The following is a 17325-nucleotide window of genomic DNA, read 5'->3' as shown; positions in this document are numbered from 1 at the left end:
CCACCATGAGTTTGGATACTGTCGCTGAGGACATTCGGGACGAGGCCCGCGCACGTGCGGAGGACCTCCGCGAGGAGGGCCAAGCACGCGCCGACGAAATCGTCGCCGAAGCCGAGGCCGACGCAGAGGAACTGCTCGAAGAGCGCGAACGCGCCGTCGAGCGAAAGATCGCGCAGGAGCGCGAACAGGCGCTGTCGAGCGCGAAACTGCAGGCGAAACAGCAGCGCCTCGAAGCCCGCCGCGATGTGCTCGAAGACGTGTACGAGCGGGTCGAGGCGGAACTCGCCGACCTTTCCGGTGACGGCCGCGAGGAACTCACCCACGAGTTGCTCGACGCGGCCTCGACGGAGTTCGAAGACGAAAACGAAGTGTACGTGTACGGACGTGCCGACGACGAGGCGCTCATCACGAAGATCCTCGCCGACTACGACGGCTACGAGTTCGCGGGCGACCGCGACTGTCTCGGTGGCGTCTACGTCGAAGGTAAAAACTCCCGCGTTCGGGTGAACAACACGTTCGACTCCGTCCTCGACTCCGTCTGGGAGGACAACTTGAAGGACGTGAGCGCCCGACTGTTCGACCAATGAGCGCAACCGGCAGCTCGAATCCGGAGTACGTCAACGCCCGCGTCCGTTCGCGACGCGGCGCACTGTTCGACGACGAGGACTACCGAAAATTCGTCCGGATGGGCCCCGCCGAGATCGCTCGCTTCATGGAGGAGTCGACGTACGAAGAAGAGATCAATGCCCTCGGCGCCCGGTTCTCGGGCGTCGACCTGATCGAGTTCGCGCTGAACCGCAACCTCGCCAAGCAGTTCAACGACATCCTCGACTGGGCCAACGGGCGGCTGTACGACCTCATCGCACGCTACCTCCGGAAGTTCGACGCGTGGAACGTGAAGACCGCCATCCGCGGCATCTACGCCGACACGCCGCGCGAGGTGGTCGAGACCGACCTCATCCGCGCCGGCGAGTTCGACGACCGTCGGACGGAGCGACTGCTCGAAGCGACGACCATCGAAGAAGTGATCGACTCCCTCGACGGAACGATCTACGGACGACCGCTCCGGGAGGCGTACGACGACTACGAAGAGTCGGGCGTACTGGTCCCGCTGGAGAACGCGGTCGACCGCGCGTTCTACGAGAACCTGCTCGACGGACTCGTCGTCGACGAGGCGACCGAGCAGTACCGCGAGTTCCTGTACGCCGAGATCGACTTCCGCAACGCGCGGAACGCGCTCCGACTCGCTCGAAGCGGGGCGGACATCGACCCATCGGAGTACTACATCCCCGGCGGACGGCTGTTCAGTGCCGCCGAACTGTCGCAGTTGGCACAGAGCCCCGACGAGTTGGTGACGCGGATTCGAGACAGCGTCTACGGCGACCGACTCTCGTCGGCGCTCGACGAACTCGAACAGGCGGACAGCCTCATCGGCTTCGAGCGCGCGCTCGAAGCGGCGCTGTTGGAGTACTCGGGGAGTCTCGGTCACGTGTTCCCGCTGTCGGTGTCTCCGGTCATCTCGTACATCCTCGCCAAGGAGCGGGAAGTCGAGAACATCCGGGCCATCGCCCGCGGACGCGAGGCCGGTCTCACGGAAGACGAAATCGAAGCGGAACTGGTGATACTATGAGTCAGGAAATCGCCGTCATCGGCAGCCCCGACTTCACCACCGGCTTCCGCCTCGCGGGCGTTCGGAAGTTCCAGAACGTCCCCGAGGAGGAGAAGGGCGAGCGCCTCGACGCCGCCGTCGAGGAGACGCTCGCCGACGACGACGTCGGCATCGTCGTGATGCACGACGAGGACCTCGACCACCTGTCGCGCAACGTGCGGCAGTCCGTCGAGCAGAGCATCGAACCGACGCTCGTCACGCTCGGTGCGGGCGGCGCCGGCGGCGGCGGCCTGCGCGAGCAGATCAAACGAGCGATCGGCATCGACCTAATGGAGGACGAGAACCAATGAGCCAAGCAACACAAGAGACCGTCCGAGAGGACGGCCGAATTCAGAGCGTGAGCGGTCCGGTCGTAGTCGCCGTCGACCTCGACGCCCGGATGAACGACGTCGTGTACGTCGGTCAGGAAGGGCTGATGGGCGAAGTCATCGAGATCGAAGGCGACACCACGACCATCCAAGTGTACGAGGAGACCTCGGGCGTCAGTCCCGGCGAACCCGTCGAGAACACGGGCGAGCCGCTGACCGTCGACCTCGGTCCCGGCCTGTTGAACACCATCTACGACGGTGTCCAGCGACCGCTCGACGTGCTCGAAGAGAAGATGAACAGCGCCTTCCTCGACCGCGGTGTCGACGCGCCCGGTATCGAGATGGACAAACAGTGGGAGTTCGTACCCGAAGTCTCCGAGGGCGACGAGGTCGCCCCCGGCGACGTCGTCGGGACCGTCGAGGAGACGGTCACTATCGACCACAAGGTGCTCGTCCCGCCGAACTTCGAGGGTGGCGAAGTCGCCGCCGTCGAATCCGGTTCGTTCACCGTCGAGGAGACGGTCGTCGAACTCGACAACGGCGAAGAGATCACGATGCACCAGGAGTGGCCGGTGCGCGAGGCGCGCCCGTCGTCGGAGAAGAAAACGCCGCGGACGCCGCTCATCTCCGGGCAGCGCATCCTCGACGGCCTCTTCCCCATCGCGAAAGGCGGGACGGCCGCCATTCCCGGTCCGTTCGGCTCCGGGAAGACGGTCACCCAGCACCAACTCGCGAAGTACGCCGACGCCGACATCATCGTCTACGTCGGCTGCGGCGAGCGCGGCAACGAGATGACCGAGGTCATCGAGGACTTCCCCGAACTGGAGGACCCGACGACCGGCAACCCGCTGATGGCCCGGACGTCGCTCATCGCGAACACCTCGAACATGCCCGTCGCCGCGCGCGAGTCGTGCATCTACACGGGAATCACCATCGCGGAGTACTACCGCGACATGGGCTACGACGTCGCGCTGATGGCTGACTCCACCTCGCGGTGGGCCGAGGCCATGCGCGAGATCTCCTCGCGACTGGAGGAGATGCCCGGCGAGGAGGGCTACCCCGCCTACCTCGCCGCGCGCCTCAGCGAGTTCTACGAGCGCGCCGGCTACTTCGAGAACATCAACGGGACCGAGGGCTCCGTCTCGGCTATCGGCGCGGTGTCGCCGCCGGGCGGCGACTTCTCCGAGCCGGTCACCCAGAACACGCTGCGTATCGTCAAGACGTTCTGGGCGCTCGACGCAGACCTCGCCGAACGACGGCACTTCCCGGCGATCAACTGGAGCGAGTCGTACTCGCTGTACAAGAACCAGCTCGACCCGTGGTTCGTCGAGAACGTCGCCGACGACTGGCCCGAGGAGCGCCAGTGGGGCGTCGACGTGCTCGACGAAGAGAGCGAACTGCAGGAGATCGTCCAACTGGTCGGTAAGGACGCGCTGCCGGAGGACCAGCAGTTGACGCTCGACGTCGCACGCTACCTGCGTGAGGCGTACCTCCAGCAGAACGCGTTCCACCCGACGGACACCTACTGTCCGCCGAAGAAGACGTACCTGCTCCTGACGGCTATACACCACTACCACGACGAGGCGTTCAAGGCCCTGGAGGCCGGCGTTCCCGTCGAGGAGATCACGGATACCGAGGCCGCGCCGCGCATCAACCGCGTCGGCGTCCAGGAGAACTACGAGGAGTACATCGCCGAACTCAAAGAGGACCTTACGGCGGAACTCCGGGAGCTCTACTAATGAAAGAGTACCAAACCATCACCGAGATTAGTGGCCCGCTGGTGTACGCAGAGGTCGACGAACCCGTCGGCTACGACGAGATCGTCGAGATCGAGACGCCGAACGGCGAGACGAAGCGCGGCCAGATTCTCGAATCCTCGGAGGGCATCGTCGCCATCCAGGTGTTCGAGGGCACCACCGGTATCGACAGGAACGCGTCCGTCCGATTCCTCGGCGAGACGCTGAAGATGCCCGTCACCGAGGACCTCCTCGGGCGGGTGCTCGACGGCTCCGGCCAGCCCATCGACGGCGGTCCGGAGATCGTCCCCGACGACCGACACGACATCGTCGGCGAGGCCATCAACCCGTTCTCGCGGGAGTACCCCGAGGAGTTCATCCAGTCGGGCGTCTCCGCCATCGACGGGATGAACACGCTCGTCCGCGGGCAGAAGCTGCCCATCTTCTCGGCGTCCGGCCTGCCGCACAACGACCTCGCGCTCCAGATCGCCCGTCAGGCGACGGTGCCCGAGGAGGCCGCCGAAGAGGGCGAAGAGGCCAGCGAGTTCGCCGTTATCTTCGGCGCGATGGGTATCACCGCCGAGGAGGCCAACGAGTTCATGGAGGACTTCGAGCGCACCGGCGCGCTGGAGCGCTCGGTGGTCTTCATGAACCTCGCGGACGACCCCGCAGTCGAGCGGACGGTCACGCCGCGGATGGCGCTGACGACCGCCGAGTACCTCGCCTTCGAGAAGGACTACCACGTGCTGGTCATCCTCACGGACATGACAAACTACTGCGAGGCGCTGCGCGAAATCGGCGCGGCGCGCGAAGAGGTGCCGGGCCGACGCGGCTACCCCGGCTACATGTACACCGACCTGGCGCAGCTGTACGAGCGCGCGGGTCGTATCGAGGGCCGCGATGGTTCCGTCACGCAGATTCCCATCCTCACGATGCCGGGTGACGACGACACCCACCCGATTCCGGACCTGACCGGCTACATCACCGAGGGCCAGATCTACATCGACCGGAACCTCAACTCCCAAGGTATCGAACCGCCGATCAACCCGTTGCCCAGCCTCTCACGGCTGATGGACGACGGTATCGGCGAGGGGCTCACCCGCGAGGATCACGGTGACGTCTCCGACCAGATGTTCGCCGCCTACGCCGAGGGAGAGGACCTCCGCGACCTGGTGAACATCGTCGGCCGCGAGGCGCTCTCCGAGCGCGACAACCAGTATCTCGACTTCGCGGACCGCTTCGAGGAGGAGTTCCTCGACCAGGGCTTCGACACCAACCGAACCATTGAGGAGACGCTCGACATCGGCTGGGACCTGCTGTCGATGTTCCCGAAGACGGAACTGAACCGCATCGACGAGGAGCTCATCGAGAAGTACTACCGCGAGGACGTCGGCGAGGCCGAAGCCGAAGAAGTCGCCGCGGACTAATCTCGGCACCTCTTCTCTTCGTTTATCCACCCCGATAGCGACGGCGCTCTCTCCTGCGTGACTCCGACAGCGACGGCAAAAACAGAAAAAGGTTAACCGCCTCCATCCGCAAGCTTCCGACAACAGATGGCCGAAGACGTCAAACCGACCCGGAAGAACCTCATGGAGATCGAGGACCGCATCGAGCTCTCCGAGCGGGGTCACGACACGCTCGAACAGAAACGCGACGGCCTCATCATGGAGTTCATGGACATCCTCGACCAGGCGCAGGACGTGCGGTCGGGCCTGTCCGACGACTACGAGCGCGCCCAGCACAAGATCAACATGGCGCGCGCGATGGAGGGAGACGTCGCCGTCCGCGGCGCGGCCGCGGCGCTCAAAGAGCACCCCGAGATCACGACGCAGTCGAAGAACATCATGGGCGTCGTCGTCCCCCAGATCGAGTCCAGTCGGGTGAGAAAGAGCCTCGACCAGCGCGGCTACGGCCTGCTCGGCTCCTCGGCGCGAATCGACGAGGCCGCCGACGCCTACGAGGAACTGCTCGAATCCATCATCCTCGCCGCGGAGGTCGAGACGGCGATGAAGAAGATGCTCCACGAGATCGAGACGACGAAGCGCCGCGTCAACGCACTGGAGTTCAAAGTGCTCCCGGACCTCTACGACGGCCAGGAGTACATCGAGCAGAAACTCGAAGAACAGGAGCGCGAGGAGATCTTCCGCATGAAGAAGATCAAGGCCAAGAAGGAAGAAGAGGAGAAGGAGGCCAAAGAGGAGGCCGACAAGGCCGCCGCGAAGGAACCCGGCACCGTCACGGCCGACTGAGCGTCGAAGCCACCTCGATCCGTTTTTTCTCTCTTTTTCTTCTCACCGTCTCCACCAGCGAAGCGTCCGTTCGGCGGTCTCCGAAAATCACACGACAGCGACACGTCGACCGACGGGCCGCTGGCTTTTCGGGGGTTCGCCCCCTTCGTTCGTGCATGGTCTGTTCGAGTTGCGAGTCGCCCACAGTCTCGTTCGCCGTCCCCGAGGACCTCCGCGAGTACGCGCCCGGCCGCAGCGACGCCGCCGAACTCTGTACCGTCTGTCTCCGTACGCAACCGAGCGACGCGGCCGCCGACTCGGCCACTCCCGTCGACGACGCCGACTTCTCGCACGTGCTCGACTCGTTCCCCGACGGGCGCGCGGGCGTCGCGTTCGCACTCTTGCTCGGCAAACTCGACTCGCTGGCGCTCGAACGCAGCCCTATCGAGGCGCTGTACGACGAGACCGAGCGCGCGGGCGGCGACCCGATGCTGACGCTCGACCGAATCGCCGCTGCGGGGTCGGTGCAACCGCACTTCGACGTCGACCGGCGTCGCCCGCAGTTGGCGCAGTTCGTCGACTGACCGGGTTCTGTCTCTCGACCGGTTTAACCGAACCGCGCGGCGAGTTCTTCCCGGAGGTCGTCGAGCGTCATCCCTTTCATCGAGAGGAGGACCAGAAGGTGGTAGACGAAGTCGGCGCTCTCGTGGGCCAACTCCTCGGTGTCGTCGTCTTTGGCCGCGAGGACGATCTCGGTGGACTCCTCGCCCAACTTTTCGAGGACCGCATTTTCGCCCTTCTCGTGGGTGAAAAGCGACGTCGTGTAGGAGCCTTCGGGCAGTTCCTCTTTGCGCTGTTCGACGAGTTCGAAGAGGTCGTCGAGGATGTCGTCGGCGTCGGTCGTCTCCGCCGCGTCCGACCCCGAGTTCGTATCGCTCATATCCGGTCGGACGCGCGCCGACGGTGAAAAGCGTGCGTTTCGGGGCGATGCTCGCGCTTTGCTCGTCTCACCGCGACGCCGCGGCCTGCTCGAAGAACGCCAGCCGATGAAGCCGCACGTCTTCGGTTAGCTCCGGGTGGAACGATGTCGCGACGACCGGGCCCTGCGTGACCGCGACGGGCGTGTCGTCCCAGCGCGCGAGCACCGACACGCCGTCGCCCACCTCGTCGATGAGCGGCGCGCGGATGAATACTGCAGGGAAGGGGTCGGAGAGACCGTCGATGTCGAGCGGAGCCTCGAAACTGTCCTTCTGGCGGCCGAACGCGTTGCGGTCGACGGTCACGTCCAAGATGTCGAGGTTGTGGACGCGCTCGTCCTTCGCGTCGCGCGCGGCGACGATGAGGCCCGCGCAGGTGGCGAGAACGGGTTTCCCGGCGGCGACGTGGGCGCGAATCTCCTCGTCGATGCCTTCGCGTTCGAGGAGGCGGGAGATGGTCGTCGACTCCCCGCCCGGCATGAGAAGCACGTCGCAGTCGGAAACGAGACCCGAGTGGCGGATTTCGACGAGTTCCGCCTCTTCGCCGTGGGCGCGGGCGGCGCGTTCGACGGCGCGGGCGTGTTCGGACACGTCGCCCTGAACGGCGACGACGCCTGCGGTGAGCATACGCTCCGATTAGGGGGTGTCGCGGAAAAAGAACGCGTTGTTGCGGCGGTTGCGCGGCGGCTACGCCACGAGGTTCAATACGAGGACGCCGATGCCGAACAGCAGGCCGAACGCGACCACCGTCTTGGGGTTCATCCGGATGGCGTTTCGGTCCTCGGCGTCGAAGTAGCGGACGAGCCCCGCACTCGACATCAGGCCGCCGCTGTTGTCTCCCTTGCTCATAAGGCCACCTCTGTCAGTCGTCCGCCTAAACGTTTCGACTCGCGCGCCGACGGGTCGCGGGCCGGATACGAGGCTCCGCTGCGCTCGGGTGCGGCCGCCGAACAGGTGAGAAACTCTTATGCGCGCCGATAGGTAACCCCGTGTCGGGAAACCATGACTGTTCGACTCAAGGACTTCTACGCCGATTGGTGCGGCCCGTGCAAGACGCAGGACCCGATTCTCGAAGAACTGGAGGCCGACTACGGCGACGTCGACTTCGAGAAGGTGAACGTCGACGAGGAGCAGGACGTCGCCAACCAGTATCAGGTCCGTTCGCTCCCGACGCTCGTCGTCGAGAACGACGACGGCGTCGTCGACCGGTTCGTCGGCGTCACCCAGCGCGAGGACATCGAGGCGGCGCTGCAGGAAGCGGGCGCCTAGAGCGCGGAACTCGCCCGAATTTTCGGACCGGAGTCGTCGAGATGGCGAGCGAGAGCCGTCGGTACGCCCGCACCGTTCTCGCAAGCGTTATACGACTCGCACCGGAAGCAGGTTGCATGCCTAGCTTCGAGCACGCCGTCAATCGGACGCTGGAAAAACAGATCTGTATGCGATGCAACGCCCGCAATCCGAAGCGCAGCGACTTCTGCCGCAAGTGCGGCTACAAGCACCTTCGCCCGAAGTCGAAGGAACCGCGCAACGCCTGAGTTCTCAGGTCTCTCTTCTGTACAAGAGAACGAGTACGCCGACGAGTGCCAACTGCGCCGCCTTGTCGACGACGGCGACCGGACTGAACAGGTTTCCGGCGTTGAGCGCGACGTAGGCGACGATTTGCACGACCGCGAAGCCGATGCCGGCGAGATACAGCGGTCGGCGTCGGACGCCGCGAATCAGGAGTGCGACGCCGCCGACGTAGCCGACGCCGGCGAGCACGAACAGGACGCCGAGCGTACTCGTGAGGTTCGCAACCCCGAGGACGAGGTGGATGCCGCCCGTAACCGCGGCCAGTACAATACCGACGTAGTGCAATCTGTTCAGCGTCGCCGTATCGACGCGGCGAGCGGTCGTCGCAGCCATACCGGTATATATGGTTCGCTGACGGGATAACTCCCTGCACCGTCGTTTCGACCGTCCGCGCGCCTCGGGGTCTCCGACCTCGTCGCCTCGTTCTCTCGCGCTGTCTCGCTCGCCTGGGCCGCGTTACTGCTCAGGGTACTTCGGTTCGCGTCGCTCGGCCCGTTCGAGCGCGCGCTCGACGACATCGCGGACGCTGTCGCCGTCTTCTTCGCCCTCCTCGGCCTCGAACACGTCGCCGTGACCGGCGTACATCCCCGTCACGGTGTCGGGGAGATGCTCTAAGAGGTCGTGGAGGCTCTCGATGAGTCGCTCGCGGGACTGCCCGGCCATGTCGGTGCGGCCGAAACTGCCGTCGTCGAACGCGCCGTCGTTGTAGACGACGACGTCGCCGCTGTACAGTTTCGTGTCGGTGACGAACGAGACGTGGTCGGCGGCGTGGCCCGGCGTGTAGACGACTTCCGCCATCTCGTCGCCGATGGGGACCGTCTCGTCGGGTTCGAACGCGTGTGTCCGCCGCGGATGGTCACCGTGGGCGTAGAGGTCGGCGTCGAACGCGTCGAGGACGGCGTCGAGTTCGCCGATGTGGTCGGTGTGCTGGTGGGTGAGCACGACGGCCTCGAGTTCGTCGGTGTGTTCGCGAATCGCGTCGACGACGCCCGGCATCGTCCCCACGTCGACGAGCGTCGGGTGCTCGCCGAGGACGAGATACGCGTTACAGGTGAACTCCTCGGCGTCTGCGGTGACGCATATCGGTTCCATACGGGCACCTCGGTTCGGACGGTGAAAACAGCGGTGGATGCGGCGTGATTGTCATTGTGTCTCAAGGGTTCCGAGAGTTTTTTCCGTGTGAATCGGCAACGTTTACGTGCATGGGCTTTGGGAGCTACGACGAATCCGAACAGGAGAACCAGGAGTACAGCACCGACTTCGACGAAGAGGACGGCGTTGCGACCAGCGAAAACAACCACAAGGGGAGCGTGGAGTTCGAAATCGGTGCGTCGAACGAGGAACTTCTGAGCACGCTGAAAGACATCAAGAGCGAGTGAAGTCCGGGGCGCGAGCGCTCGGACTCGCGTTCTCCGACAGCGACGACGAGAGCGTTCTCGGTGGCGTCGTCGTCCGCGCCGACGGCGTCGTCGACGGAGTCGCGTTCGAGACCTGTACCGTCGGCGGAACGGACGCGACGGTCGCCGTCACGTCGCTTTACGACTCGCTCGGCCGCGAGGACGTCCGCGCCCTCGTCGTCGCGGGCATCGCGCCAGCGTGGTTCAACCTGGTCGACCTCCGGACGGTCCACGCCGCCGTCGACCGTCCGGTGCTGTCGGTCTCGTTCGAGCGGAGTCCCGGACTGGACGACGCTCTTTGCGCTCATTTTTCGGGTGAGGAACTCGCGGAGCGTCGACGAATCTACCGCGCACAGCCGCCGCGCCGCCGGATCGTCGTCAGCGACGAGACGCTGTTCGTCAGAGCCGTCGGCTGCGACGACGACGAGGCCGCGGCGATCGTCCGCGCACTCACCCTCGACGGCGGGCGACCCGAACCGGTTCGGGTCGCGCGCCTCGCCGCTCGCGGGGCGTGTCGGTGGGCCGCCGGTCGCTCGGTGACTGGTGACGCAGGCGACGGAGTGACCGACGAAACGACCGATAGTTAAGACGCTGCCGTCCGGGGGTACCGTATGGACGAGATGGACGGGCTCTGTGTCCGCGGCTGCACGCGCTGCCCGGCGCTGGTCGAATCTCGGAGTCAGATCGTCAACGGCACCGGTCCGGACGACGCCGACCTCGTGTTTCTCGGTGAGGCACCCGGCGCGAACGAGGATTCGGAGGGTGAGCCGTTCGTCGGACGGTCGGGGAGTGTGCTCGACAGCGCCCTCCGCGACGTGGGTCTCGCGCGCGCGGACGTTCGGATTACGAACTGCATCCGGTGTCGCCCGGCGGAGAACCGCGACCCCACGAAGGAGGAACTCGCGAACTGCCGTGGGTATCTGGAGACCGAACTGGAGCGCGTCGACCCCGAACTCGTCGTCACGCTCGGGAAAGTACCCTCGCAACACCTCTTGAACCGCTCGGTCGCCGTCACGAAGGAGGCCGGAACCGTCGAGGACGTTCGAATCGGCGAGCGGTCGTTCCGGGTGCTCATCTCGCTGCATCCGGCGGCAACGCTCTACGACCGGAGCCAGGAGGAGACGTTCGCGGAGGTCATCGCCAGCGCCGCCGACGTCGCGGGCGTCGGTGACAGCGGGAGCGGTCAGTCGAACTTCGGTGACTTCTAAAGAAAACAGCGAGCGTTCTACGGGTCACCCGAGCCGTGGTCGTTCACGCGGCTGTGGCTGTCCCAGAAACATAATCTAATTGGGATTTCAAACTCACTAATATATAGGCGACATAGAAACTTCTAAATGTAGATAGTCGAAGGAGTTATCCATGTCCGACAAGTTCGGCTGGGCATCGAATCGACGTACGTTTCTGAAAGCGACTGGCGCGGCCGGTATCGCGGGTCTCGCGGGCTGCACCGAGGGTAGCTCCGACGGCGGCGGCAACGACTCGGGGTCGAACGGGTCGACTGCGGGCGACGCGGACTCGGAGACGACCGTCCGGTTCCTCCTGAATCCGGCGGAAGCCGACGTCGAAATCACCGAGCAGTACCAGCCGATGTTCGAGTACCTCGAATCCGAGGCGTCGGTCACGATCGAACCGTCGCGCGCGGAGAGCTACACGGCGACGCTGCAGGCGATCCGCAACGACCAGGGCGAGATCGCCGACACCTCCCCCTCGGCTGCCATCGCCGGCGAGGACGTCGCCGACGTCATCGGTATCCGCGTCGCCTACGGCGCGGCGCAGTACTTCTCAGTCATCACGACGACGCCCGACAGCGGCATCGAGCAGCTCTCGGACCTCCAGGGCGAGCAGATCTACATGGGAGACCTCCTCTCTGTGAGCGGGACGCTCGTTCCGCTGACGCTCCTGCAGGACGCCGGACTCGACATCGGCGACGCCCCCGACGGCGAGGCGGCGGACTTCAGCGCGGACTACTCCGACCACACGACGGCGAAAGAACAGATGATCGCCCGCGACGACGTCGCCGCGGCGACGACCGGGGCGTTCTCGGCGGCCCCGCACGTGCCGAAAGCGCAGTTCGACGAGATGTCCGAGGAGTTCGTCGAGATCTCCGCGGAGTACGAGAACGCCGGCACCGAGGACCCCGAGCTTCGCCTGCTCGCCGTCTCCGACCCGCTGCCGCGCGCGCCGCTCGTCTCGCGCAGTAACTGGGACGACCCCGTCCGCGAGGACGTCGAGGAGGCCATTCTGAACGTCACCGAGGACGATCTCAGCCACGGCGACGACTACGACGGCGAACCGCTGTGGTTCACCGGCGTCGAGGAGGGGAGCATCGACGACTACGAACCGATCGGACAGGTGCTCGACGAACTCGACCTCGAGTTCGAAGACCTTTCGTAGACTGACTATCGACTGTTTTTGACCAGCAAAATGAGCAACATTTCCGTAGAGGGGGTCACGAAGGAGTTCGGCGACACGGTCGCCTTACGAGACGTCAGCTTCACCGTTCCGGACGGGGAGTTCGTCATCGTGTTGGGCGTCTCCGGCTCCGGCAAGTCGACGCTACTTCGGTGTATGAACGGACTCACCAGTCCGACCGACGGCGAGATACGAGTCGACGGGACGCCGGTCGACAGCCCTCGCAAAGACATCGCGATGATCTTCCAACAGCACAACATCATCGGCCAGATGAGCGCCTACTCGAACGCGCTCACCGGTTCGCTGAGCCGGACTGACTTCCTCCGGAGCGTCTTCCAACTGCAGAGCGACGAGGAGAAACACCGCGCGCTGGAGGCGCTCGACACCGTCGGACTGCTCGGCGAATCCCAGAAGCGGGCGCGACAGATGAGTGGCGGCCAGCAACAGCGCGTCGGTATCGCCCGCGCGCTCGTCCAGCAGCCGAACATCCTGCTCGCGGACGAGCCGGTCGCCAGTCTCGACCCCGGTAGCTCCCAGCAGGTGATGCGGTATCTGCGTCAGGCCGCCGCGGAACGCGGTCTGACGACCGTCATCAGCCTCCATCAGGTGAACCTCGCCCGGAAGTTCGGCGAGCGGTTCATCGGACTCCGCGACGGCGAACTCGTCTTCGACGGCTATCGCGACGAGTTCACGATGGACGTCATCGACCGCATCTACGGCGACATCGACACCGAAGGGATGTTCGAAGCCGACAGCGACGGAGACGCCGACGAACAGGTGGTGTCGGAATGAGCACCGACACGAGTTCCGAGACGAAGACGAACACGGAGAGAGACCCGCGTATCGAAGAACAGTTCGACGAGATTCGACGAAGTCGCCGCATCCGGTGGTTGCTCATCGCCGTCGGCGTCGGCGTCGTCCTGTTCTTCTTCTACAACGCGCTGTACGCCGTCGAACTGTTCCAGGCGGAGCTGGGGCGCTACTTCCCGAACTTCCTCAACGCGCTCACCGACTACTTCCCGTTCCTCGACTTCTCGGCGTTCCCCTTCGTCGACCCAAGCGGATTCGGCCAGTACTGGGCGTTCATCGAGGAACGCAACCTCATCTTCGACCCCGACGCGAGCCTCACCGACCCCTCGACCGGCGGTCCGCTCGCCATGTTCGGCGAGGCCGGCATCACGCTCGCGATGGGCTTTGCGGGCACGCTCATCGGCTTCCCGCTCGCGCTCCTGTTCGGCATCCTCGGCTCCGAGCGCGTGCTCCCGTTCCCGCTGAACTTCGTGTTCCGCGGGATCATGTCGTCGATTCGCGCTATCCCGGCGCTGGTGTGGGCGCTCATCTACGTTCCCCTCGGCGGCCTCGGTCCGGCGACGGCGACGCTCGCCATCGCCACCGACACCATCGGTAACCTCGGTCGTCTCTACACCGACGAACTCGAAGAGGTCGAGGACGGCCCCATCGAGGCGATGCGCACGACGGGCGCGAACGGCCCGCAGACCATCACCTTCGGGATGCTGAGTCAGGTGACGACGCCCTTTATCGCGTGGACGCTGTACATCTTCGAGATCAACGTCCGCATCGCCGTCACGCTCGGCATCATCGGCGGTGGCGGGCTCGGTCGGGTGCTGTCGGTCCAGCAGGGACTGCTGGACTTCACGAACATGATGGCGACCATCCTCGTCATCATCGTGCTCATCATCAGCGTCGAGATGTTCAGCCAGCGGGTTCGCTCGCGGCTCCGCGCCGACGAGACCCCCGACGGCTTCCTCACGCTGCTTCTGGGCTTCCCGCGTCGGATGGCCGAGTCGTTGACGAAGTAGCCGTTCTGGCTTCCGCTGTTCTCTCTTGTTGCACCGCGGGCCGATTCGGCCACGTTCGCCCGGACGGAAACACACTTGGACGCTGACCCGCCTACCTTCGAGCATGAGTACGACATCTCCGACTCCGCCCGAGGAGACGCTGGCCGCCGTCGTCGTGGTCGACTACGGCGTCGGCAACCTCCGAAGCGCGGTCCGCGGCCTCGAACGCGCGGGCGCGAACGTGACCGTCTCCGACGACCCGGAGACGTTCGCCGACGCCGACGGCATCGTCCTCCCCGGCGTAGGTGCGTTCCGCGAGGGGATGGAGAACGCAGACCCATACAGGCAAGCGCTCGAAGCGGCCAACGAACGCGGCCAACCCATCTTCGGCATCTGTCTCGGCATGCAGATGCTTCTGACGACGAGCGAGGAGGCCGAACACGCGGGCGAAGGCGACGTGGAGGGCCTCGGCTTCGTTCCCGGGACGAACGTCCGCTTCTCGCAGGGCCAGAAAGTGCCGCACATGGGCTGGAACGAACTCTCCGTTGAGCGTGACCACCCGCTCGTCGAGGGAGTCGACGGCGAACACGCCTACTTCGTCCACTCCTACTACGCCGTTCCCGAGGACGACGACGCCGTCGTCGCCACCACCGACTACGGCGTGGAGTTCCCGGCCGTCGTCGCCAACGAAGCGGGCAACGTCTTCGGCACGCAGTTTCACCCCGAGAAGAGCGGCGAGACGGGGCTGCGGATTCTTCGTAATTTCGTCGAGTTCTGCGCTAGTCGGTGATTTTTCTCCAGGTTACCTAGCCAGCGGCTCTACTTCTAGCGAACCAGTCGCGAACGCCTCGAAAACCTTCGCACGCTCGACTCCCGCGACTCGCTGTCGTTCGAAAGAGCGCTTCGCGCTCTTTCGTGATCGGGCGAACCCGGAGCGTTCGCAGACCTCGCGAATCTCCGATTCGCTCAGTAACGAGAGAGCGAAGCTCTCTCGAACCACGGTCCTCGGGCTCCGGAAGAGCGAAGCTCTTCCGTGCTCCCGTTCGCTGCGCTCCCGGGAACTCCGTCCTGCGGTCTTACTTCGTTGGGGTTCGTCGAGCGCACGGCCCCTTTCAATCCCACCCACGCCGGTAGTTTACCCGGCGTCGAGGCGAGTATCGATTGGTCTCGTCGCCACATCTGTCACACCCGACGCGTTTTTCCCCCGTTCCCGACAACAACGCGGCAATGCAGGCAGTCACCCTCGGACCCGCGGGGACGTACTCGCACCGCGCCGCCAGCGCCGTCGCCGACGACGTGGAGTTCCGCGAGTCGGTCGCGAGCATCGTCGACGCCGTCGCCGACGGCGAGTTCCGCCGCGGCGTCGTCCCCATCGAGAACAGCATCGAAGGTAGCGTCACCGAGAGCCTCGACGCGCTCGCCGAGCGCGAGGTGAGCGTCGTCGGCGAACTCATCACGCCGATCCGTCACGCGCTCGTCGCGCAGGGCGATTCCTTCGACGTGGTCGCCAGCCACTCGCAGGCGCTCGCGCAGTGCCGCGGCTACCTCGAAGCGAACTATCCGGACGTGTCGCTGGAGGCGGTCGCGAGCACCGCCCGCGGCGTCGAGCGCGCCCGCGAGGACCCCCGCGTCGCCGGTATCGCCCACCCCGAGACGGCCGGGGCGGACCTCCGCGTGCTCGCCGAGGACATTCAGGACCGTTCCTCGAACGCGACGCGCTTTCTGGTCGTCGCGCCCGCCGAGGAGCGCTCGGAGGCCGGTGGCAAGACGTCGCTCGTCGTCTATCCGAACGCCAACTACCCCGGACTGCTGCTCGAACTGCTCGAAGCGTTCGCCGAGCGAGACATCAACCTCTCGCGCATCGAGTCGCGGCCGAGCGGCAATCGCTTGGGCGACTACCTGTTCCACATCGACTTCGAGGCCGGACTGTACGAGGAGCGCGCGAAGGAAGCGGTCGCCGACGTCGAGGAGATTGCGAAGAAGGGGTGGGTCCGTCGTCTCGGGTCGTACGACACGCGCCACGTCCTGTACTGACGCACCACGTCCGATACTGACCCCTCGCAGCGATGGCCTGCGCTCCGTCGCGCGGACAATATTCTTACTGTCGGCGGTCGCACTCTCTCGTGTCATGCCGGACCGCAACAACCCGTTCAACGAGATCGAGCGCCTGTTCGACCAACTCAGTCGGAACTTCGAGTCGTCGGGGATGTCGAAGCTCAGAGACATCTCCGTCGACCTCGAAGAGCGCGACGACGAGTTCGTCGTCACCGCCGATCTACCGGGGTACGAGACCGAGGATATCGACCTCGCGGTGCGGGACCGCCAACTGACGATTCGCGCCGAACACAGCGACACCGCCGAGGAACGCGACGATGCGTATCTCCGTCGCGAGCGGAGCCACCGGAGCGTCTCTCGGACCGTCCACCTCCCCGAACCGGTCGAGGAGGAGGCCTCCGACGCCGCGTACAGACACGGCGTCCTCACGGTTCGGCTGCCGAAGCGGGACCGCCGCGACGACGAGGAAGGCCACCGTATCGACATCGAGTGACGCCATTCGTTCGAACGTTATTTCTCGGAAAAAGCAGAAATGAGGGTTTGAGAGATCTCTACCGTGTGAACTGCTATCTCCGTTCCAGTAATCTTTATATTCGAACGACGCCTTACAGCGTCTCGGTGAATTTGAGATGATGCGACGTTCCAACCCGTTCGACGACTTCGAGGCCCTGTTCGAGCGCATGAGCAAGCAGTTCGAGGGGATGAACCGACAGTTCGAGGAGAACCGCCCGATGTGGCACACCTCGGGTATCTTCGTCGACGTCGCCGACACAGACGACGAGTTCGTCGTCACCGCGGATATGCCCGGTTTCGAGAGGGACCAGATCGAACTCTCGGTGACCGACCGAACGCTCACGATCGGCGGCACCCGCGAGATGGCCCGCGACGACGACTCCGGCGAGTACATCCGCCGCGAGCGCCGCAGCGAGTCCGTCAGCCGGTCGGTTCGCCTGCCCGAGACCGTGGTGGAAGAGGACGCGAAGGCCACCTACACCAACGGTGTCCTCACCGTCCACCTCCCGAAGGAACACCACTCCAACGACGAGGACAGCCACCGCATCGACATCGATTGAGTCGACAGCGGATCGGCTCTCCACTCGATTTTTCCCTCCGTCCTCATGAGACGTCCATCTTCGAGACGTTCCCGATCCGTGAGGTATAAGTGAACGCTT

24 protein-coding genes are annotated in these 17325 nt (G+C 64.9%); 19 read left to right on the top strand and 5 right to left on the bottom strand.

From position 1 onward, the window contains the following. The first annotated feature begins 5 nt into the window (after positions 1–5). The 7 genes from LAQ74_RS13500 (at position 6) to LAQ74_RS13470 (ending at position 6525) form a co-directional block, all read left to right on the top strand. Positions 6–587, top strand: a complete 582-nt coding sequence (locus LAQ74_RS13500; protein ID WP_224333054.1) for a V-type ATP synthase subunit E — start codon at positions 6–8, stop codon at positions 585–587. Next, a complete protein-coding gene (locus tag LAQ74_RS13495; RefSeq protein WP_224333053.1) occupies positions 584–1630 on the top strand; it encodes a V-type ATP synthase subunit C in 1047 nt (348 codons plus the stop codon). The genes LAQ74_RS13500 and LAQ74_RS13495 overlap by 4 nt, the downstream gene beginning before the upstream one ends. Beyond that, on the top strand, positions 1627–1959 hold the full coding sequence (locus LAQ74_RS13490) for a V-type ATP synthase subunit F (RefSeq protein WP_224333052.1): 333 nt from the start codon (positions 1627–1629) through the stop codon (positions 1957–1959). The genes LAQ74_RS13495 and LAQ74_RS13490 overlap by 4 nt, the downstream gene beginning before the upstream one ends. Beyond that, complete coding sequence (locus LAQ74_RS13485; protein WP_224333051.1) at positions 1956–3716, top strand: ATP synthase subunit A; 1761 nt, start codon at positions 1956–1958, stop codon at positions 3714–3716. The genes LAQ74_RS13490 and LAQ74_RS13485 overlap by 4 nt, the downstream gene beginning before the upstream one ends. Beyond that, entirely contained in the window at positions 3716–5140 is a 1425-nt protein-coding gene (locus LAQ74_RS13480) for an ATP synthase subunit B (RefSeq protein ID WP_224333050.1), read from the top strand. Before LAQ74_RS13485 ends, LAQ74_RS13480 begins: the two co-directional genes overlap by 1 nt. Before the next feature lie 126 nt (positions 5141–5266). Next, positions 5267–5962, top strand: a complete 696-nt coding sequence (locus tag LAQ74_RS13475) for a V-type ATP synthase subunit D (RefSeq protein ID WP_224333049.1) — start codon at positions 5267–5269, stop codon at positions 5960–5962. A 155-nt stretch (positions 5963–6117) separates the two neighbouring features. Next, positions 6118–6525, top strand: coding sequence for a DUF6276 family protein (locus LAQ74_RS13470; protein WP_224333048.1), 408 nt, complete (start codon positions 6118–6120; stop codon positions 6523–6525). Between the two features lie 23 nt (positions 6526–6548). Here the strand turns inward: LAQ74_RS13470 and hisE are convergent, their stop codons facing one another. The 3 genes from hisE to LAQ74_RS13455 all read right to left on the bottom strand — a co-directional run bounded on the left by hisE (position 6549) and on the right by LAQ74_RS13455 (position 7767). After that, a complete protein-coding gene (gene hisE, locus LAQ74_RS13465; protein WP_224333047.1) occupies positions 6549–6881 on the bottom strand; it encodes a phosphoribosyl-ATP diphosphatase in 333 nt (110 codons plus the stop codon). 67 nt (positions 6882–6948) lie between these two features. Next, positions 6949–7545, bottom strand: a complete 597-nt coding sequence (gene pdxT, locus LAQ74_RS13460) for a pyridoxal 5'-phosphate synthase glutaminase subunit PdxT (protein WP_224333046.1) — start codon at positions 7543–7545, stop codon at positions 6949–6951. Positions 7546–7605: 60 nt separating this feature from the next. Next, positions 7606–7767, bottom strand: coding sequence for a preprotein translocase subunit Sec61beta (locus LAQ74_RS13455; protein WP_117593294.1), 162 nt, complete (start codon positions 7765–7767; stop codon positions 7606–7608). A 153-nt stretch (positions 7768–7920) separates the two neighbouring features. Here LAQ74_RS13455 and LAQ74_RS13450 point away from each other — a divergent pair, with 153 nt between their 5' ends. Both LAQ74_RS13450 and LAQ74_RS13445 read left to right on the top strand, forming a co-directional pair. After that, positions 7921–8187 (top strand): thioredoxin domain-containing protein, encoded by a 267-nt coding sequence (locus LAQ74_RS13450; protein WP_224333045.1) that lies wholly within the window; start codon positions 7921–7923, stop codon positions 8185–8187. 116 nt (positions 8188–8303) lie between these two features. After that, positions 8304–8453 carry a 50S ribosomal protein L40e gene (locus tag LAQ74_RS13445; protein ID WP_224333044.1) on the top strand — a complete coding sequence of 50 codons (150 nt, stop codon included), beginning with the start codon at positions 8304–8306 and terminating at the stop codon, positions 8451–8453. 4 nt (positions 8454–8457) lie between these two features. On the opposite strand, the gene LAQ74_RS13440 is transcribed toward LAQ74_RS13445, so the two are convergent. After that, positions 8458–8823, bottom strand: coding sequence for a DUF7475 family protein (locus LAQ74_RS13440; protein ID WP_224333043.1), 366 nt, complete (start codon positions 8821–8823; stop codon positions 8458–8460). Positions 8824–8946: 123 nt separating this feature from the next. Continuing rightward, positions 8947–9582, bottom strand: coding sequence for an MBL fold metallo-hydrolase (locus LAQ74_RS13435; RefSeq protein ID WP_224333042.1), 636 nt, complete (start codon positions 9580–9582; stop codon positions 8947–8949). A gap of 110 nt (positions 9583–9692) precedes the next feature. Here LAQ74_RS13435 and LAQ74_RS13430 point away from each other — a divergent pair, with 110 nt between their 5' ends. The 10 genes from LAQ74_RS13430 to LAQ74_RS13385 all read left to right on the top strand — a co-directional run bounded on the left by LAQ74_RS13430 (position 9693) and on the right by LAQ74_RS13385 (position 17226). After that, positions 9693–9869: a DUF5786 family protein gene (locus LAQ74_RS13430; protein WP_224333041.1), complete on the top strand. Its 177-nt coding sequence runs from the start codon at positions 9693–9695 to the stop codon at positions 9867–9869. Further along, the gene (locus LAQ74_RS13425; protein WP_224333040.1) at positions 9866–10474 is read left to right on the top strand and encodes an endonuclease dU; all 609 of its coding nucleotides are present in this window, start codon (positions 9866–9868) and stop codon (positions 10472–10474) included. The genes LAQ74_RS13430 and LAQ74_RS13425 overlap by 4 nt, the downstream gene beginning before the upstream one ends. Before the next feature lie 24 nt (positions 10475–10498). After that, positions 10499–11095, top strand: coding sequence for a uracil-DNA glycosylase (locus LAQ74_RS13420; protein WP_224333039.1), 597 nt, complete (start codon positions 10499–10501; stop codon positions 11093–11095). Positions 11096–11246: 151 nt separating this feature from the next. After that, positions 11247–12281, top strand: a complete 1035-nt coding sequence (locus tag LAQ74_RS13415) for a PhnD/SsuA/transferrin family substrate-binding protein (protein ID WP_224333038.1) — start codon at positions 11247–11249, stop codon at positions 12279–12281. 30 nt (positions 12282–12311) lie between these two features. Then, a complete protein-coding gene (phnC, locus tag LAQ74_RS13410) occupies positions 12312–13091 on the top strand; it encodes a phosphonate ABC transporter ATP-binding protein (RefSeq protein WP_224333037.1) in 780 nt (259 codons plus the stop codon). After that, a complete protein-coding gene (phnE, locus tag LAQ74_RS13405) occupies positions 13088–14119 on the top strand; it encodes a phosphonate ABC transporter, permease protein PhnE (protein WP_224333036.1) in 1032 nt (343 codons plus the stop codon). The genes phnC and phnE overlap by 4 nt, the downstream gene beginning before the upstream one ends. A gap of 103 nt (positions 14120–14222) precedes the next feature. Further along, positions 14223–14888, top strand: coding sequence for an imidazole glycerol phosphate synthase subunit HisH (hisH, locus tag LAQ74_RS13400; RefSeq protein WP_224333035.1), 666 nt, complete (start codon positions 14223–14225; stop codon positions 14886–14888). Between the two features lie 437 nt (positions 14889–15325). Beyond that, a complete protein-coding gene (pheA, locus tag LAQ74_RS13395; RefSeq protein ID WP_224333034.1) occupies positions 15326–16132 on the top strand; it encodes a prephenate dehydratase in 807 nt (268 codons plus the stop codon). Between the two features lie 94 nt (positions 16133–16226). After that, positions 16227–16646: an Hsp20/alpha crystallin family protein gene (locus tag LAQ74_RS13390; protein WP_224333033.1), complete on the top strand. Its 420-nt coding sequence runs from the start codon at positions 16227–16229 to the stop codon at positions 16644–16646. A gap of 136 nt (positions 16647–16782) precedes the next feature. Beyond that, positions 16783–17226 (top strand): Hsp20/alpha crystallin family protein, encoded by a 444-nt coding sequence (locus LAQ74_RS13385; protein ID WP_224333032.1) that lies wholly within the window; start codon positions 16783–16785, stop codon positions 17224–17226. Positions 17227–17325 lie beyond the last annotated feature (99 nt).

Origin of the sequence: Haloprofundus halobius (assembly GCF_020097835.1) — an archaeon.
In the GTDB taxonomy this organism is placed as follows: domain Archaea; phylum Halobacteriota; class Halobacteria; order Halobacteriales; family Haloferacaceae; genus Haloprofundus; species Haloprofundus halobius.
The sequence above is the reverse complement of the archived record's forward strand: the minus strand, read 5'-3'. Positions and strand labels throughout refer to the sequence as shown.

Coding starts and splice junctions, on each gene's coding strand:
- LAQ74_RS13500 (WP_224333054.1), top strand. CDS start 6: ATGAGTTTGGATACTGTCGCTGAGGACATTCGGGACGAGGCCCGCGCA.
- LAQ74_RS13495 (WP_224333053.1), top strand. CDS start 584: ATGAGCGCAACCGGCAGCTCGAATCCGGAGTACGTCAACGCCCGCGTC.
- LAQ74_RS13490 (WP_224333052.1), top strand. CDS start 1,627: ATGAGTCAGGAAATCGCCGTCATCGGCAGCCCCGACTTCACCACCGGC.
- LAQ74_RS13485 (WP_224333051.1), top strand. CDS start 1,956: ATGAGCCAAGCAACACAAGAGACCGTCCGAGAGGACGGCCGAATTCAG.
- LAQ74_RS13480 (WP_224333050.1), top strand. CDS start 3,716: ATGAAAGAGTACCAAACCATCACCGAGATTAGTGGCCCGCTGGTGTAC.
- LAQ74_RS13475 (WP_224333049.1), top strand. CDS start 5,267: ATGGCCGAAGACGTCAAACCGACCCGGAAGAACCTCATGGAGATCGAG.
- LAQ74_RS13470 (WP_224333048.1), top strand. CDS start 6,118: ATGGTCTGTTCGAGTTGCGAGTCGCCCACAGTCTCGTTCGCCGTCCCC.
- hisE (WP_224333047.1), bottom strand. CDS start 6,881: ATGAGCGATACGAACTCGGGGTCGGACGCGGCGGAGACGACCGACGCC.
- pdxT (WP_224333046.1), bottom strand. CDS start 7,545: ATGCTCACCGCAGGCGTCGTCGCCGTTCAGGGCGACGTGTCCGAACAC.
- LAQ74_RS13455 (WP_117593294.1), bottom strand. CDS start 7,767: ATGAGCAAGGGAGACAACAGCGGCGGCCTGATGTCGAGTGCGGGGCTC.
- LAQ74_RS13450 (WP_224333045.1), top strand. CDS start 7,921: ATGACTGTTCGACTCAAGGACTTCTACGCCGATTGGTGCGGCCCGTGC.
- LAQ74_RS13445 (WP_224333044.1), top strand. CDS start 8,304: ATGCCTAGCTTCGAGCACGCCGTCAATCGGACGCTGGAAAAACAGATC.
- LAQ74_RS13440 (WP_224333043.1), bottom strand. CDS start 8,823: ATGGCTGCGACGACCGCTCGCCGCGTCGATACGGCGACGCTGAACAGA.
- LAQ74_RS13435 (WP_224333042.1), bottom strand. CDS start 9,582: ATGGAACCGATATGCGTCACCGCAGACGCCGAGGAGTTCACCTGTAAC.
- LAQ74_RS13430 (WP_224333041.1), top strand. CDS start 9,693: ATGGGCTTTGGGAGCTACGACGAATCCGAACAGGAGAACCAGGAGTAC.
- LAQ74_RS13420 (WP_224333039.1), top strand. CDS start 10,499: ATGGACGAGATGGACGGGCTCTGTGTCCGCGGCTGCACGCGCTGCCCG.
- LAQ74_RS13415 (WP_224333038.1), top strand. CDS start 11,247: ATGTCCGACAAGTTCGGCTGGGCATCGAATCGACGTACGTTTCTGAAA.
- phnC (WP_224333037.1), top strand. CDS start 12,312: ATGAGCAACATTTCCGTAGAGGGGGTCACGAAGGAGTTCGGCGACACG.
- phnE (WP_224333036.1), top strand. CDS start 13,088: ATGAGCACCGACACGAGTTCCGAGACGAAGACGAACACGGAGAGAGAC.
- hisH (WP_224333035.1), top strand. CDS start 14,223: ATGAGTACGACATCTCCGACTCCGCCCGAGGAGACGCTGGCCGCCGTC.
- pheA (WP_224333034.1), top strand. CDS start 15,326: ATGCAGGCAGTCACCCTCGGACCCGCGGGGACGTACTCGCACCGCGCC.
- LAQ74_RS13390 (WP_224333033.1), top strand. CDS start 16,227: ATGCCGGACCGCAACAACCCGTTCAACGAGATCGAGCGCCTGTTCGAC.
- LAQ74_RS13385 (WP_224333032.1), top strand. CDS start 16,783: ATGATGCGACGTTCCAACCCGTTCGACGACTTCGAGGCCCTGTTCGAG.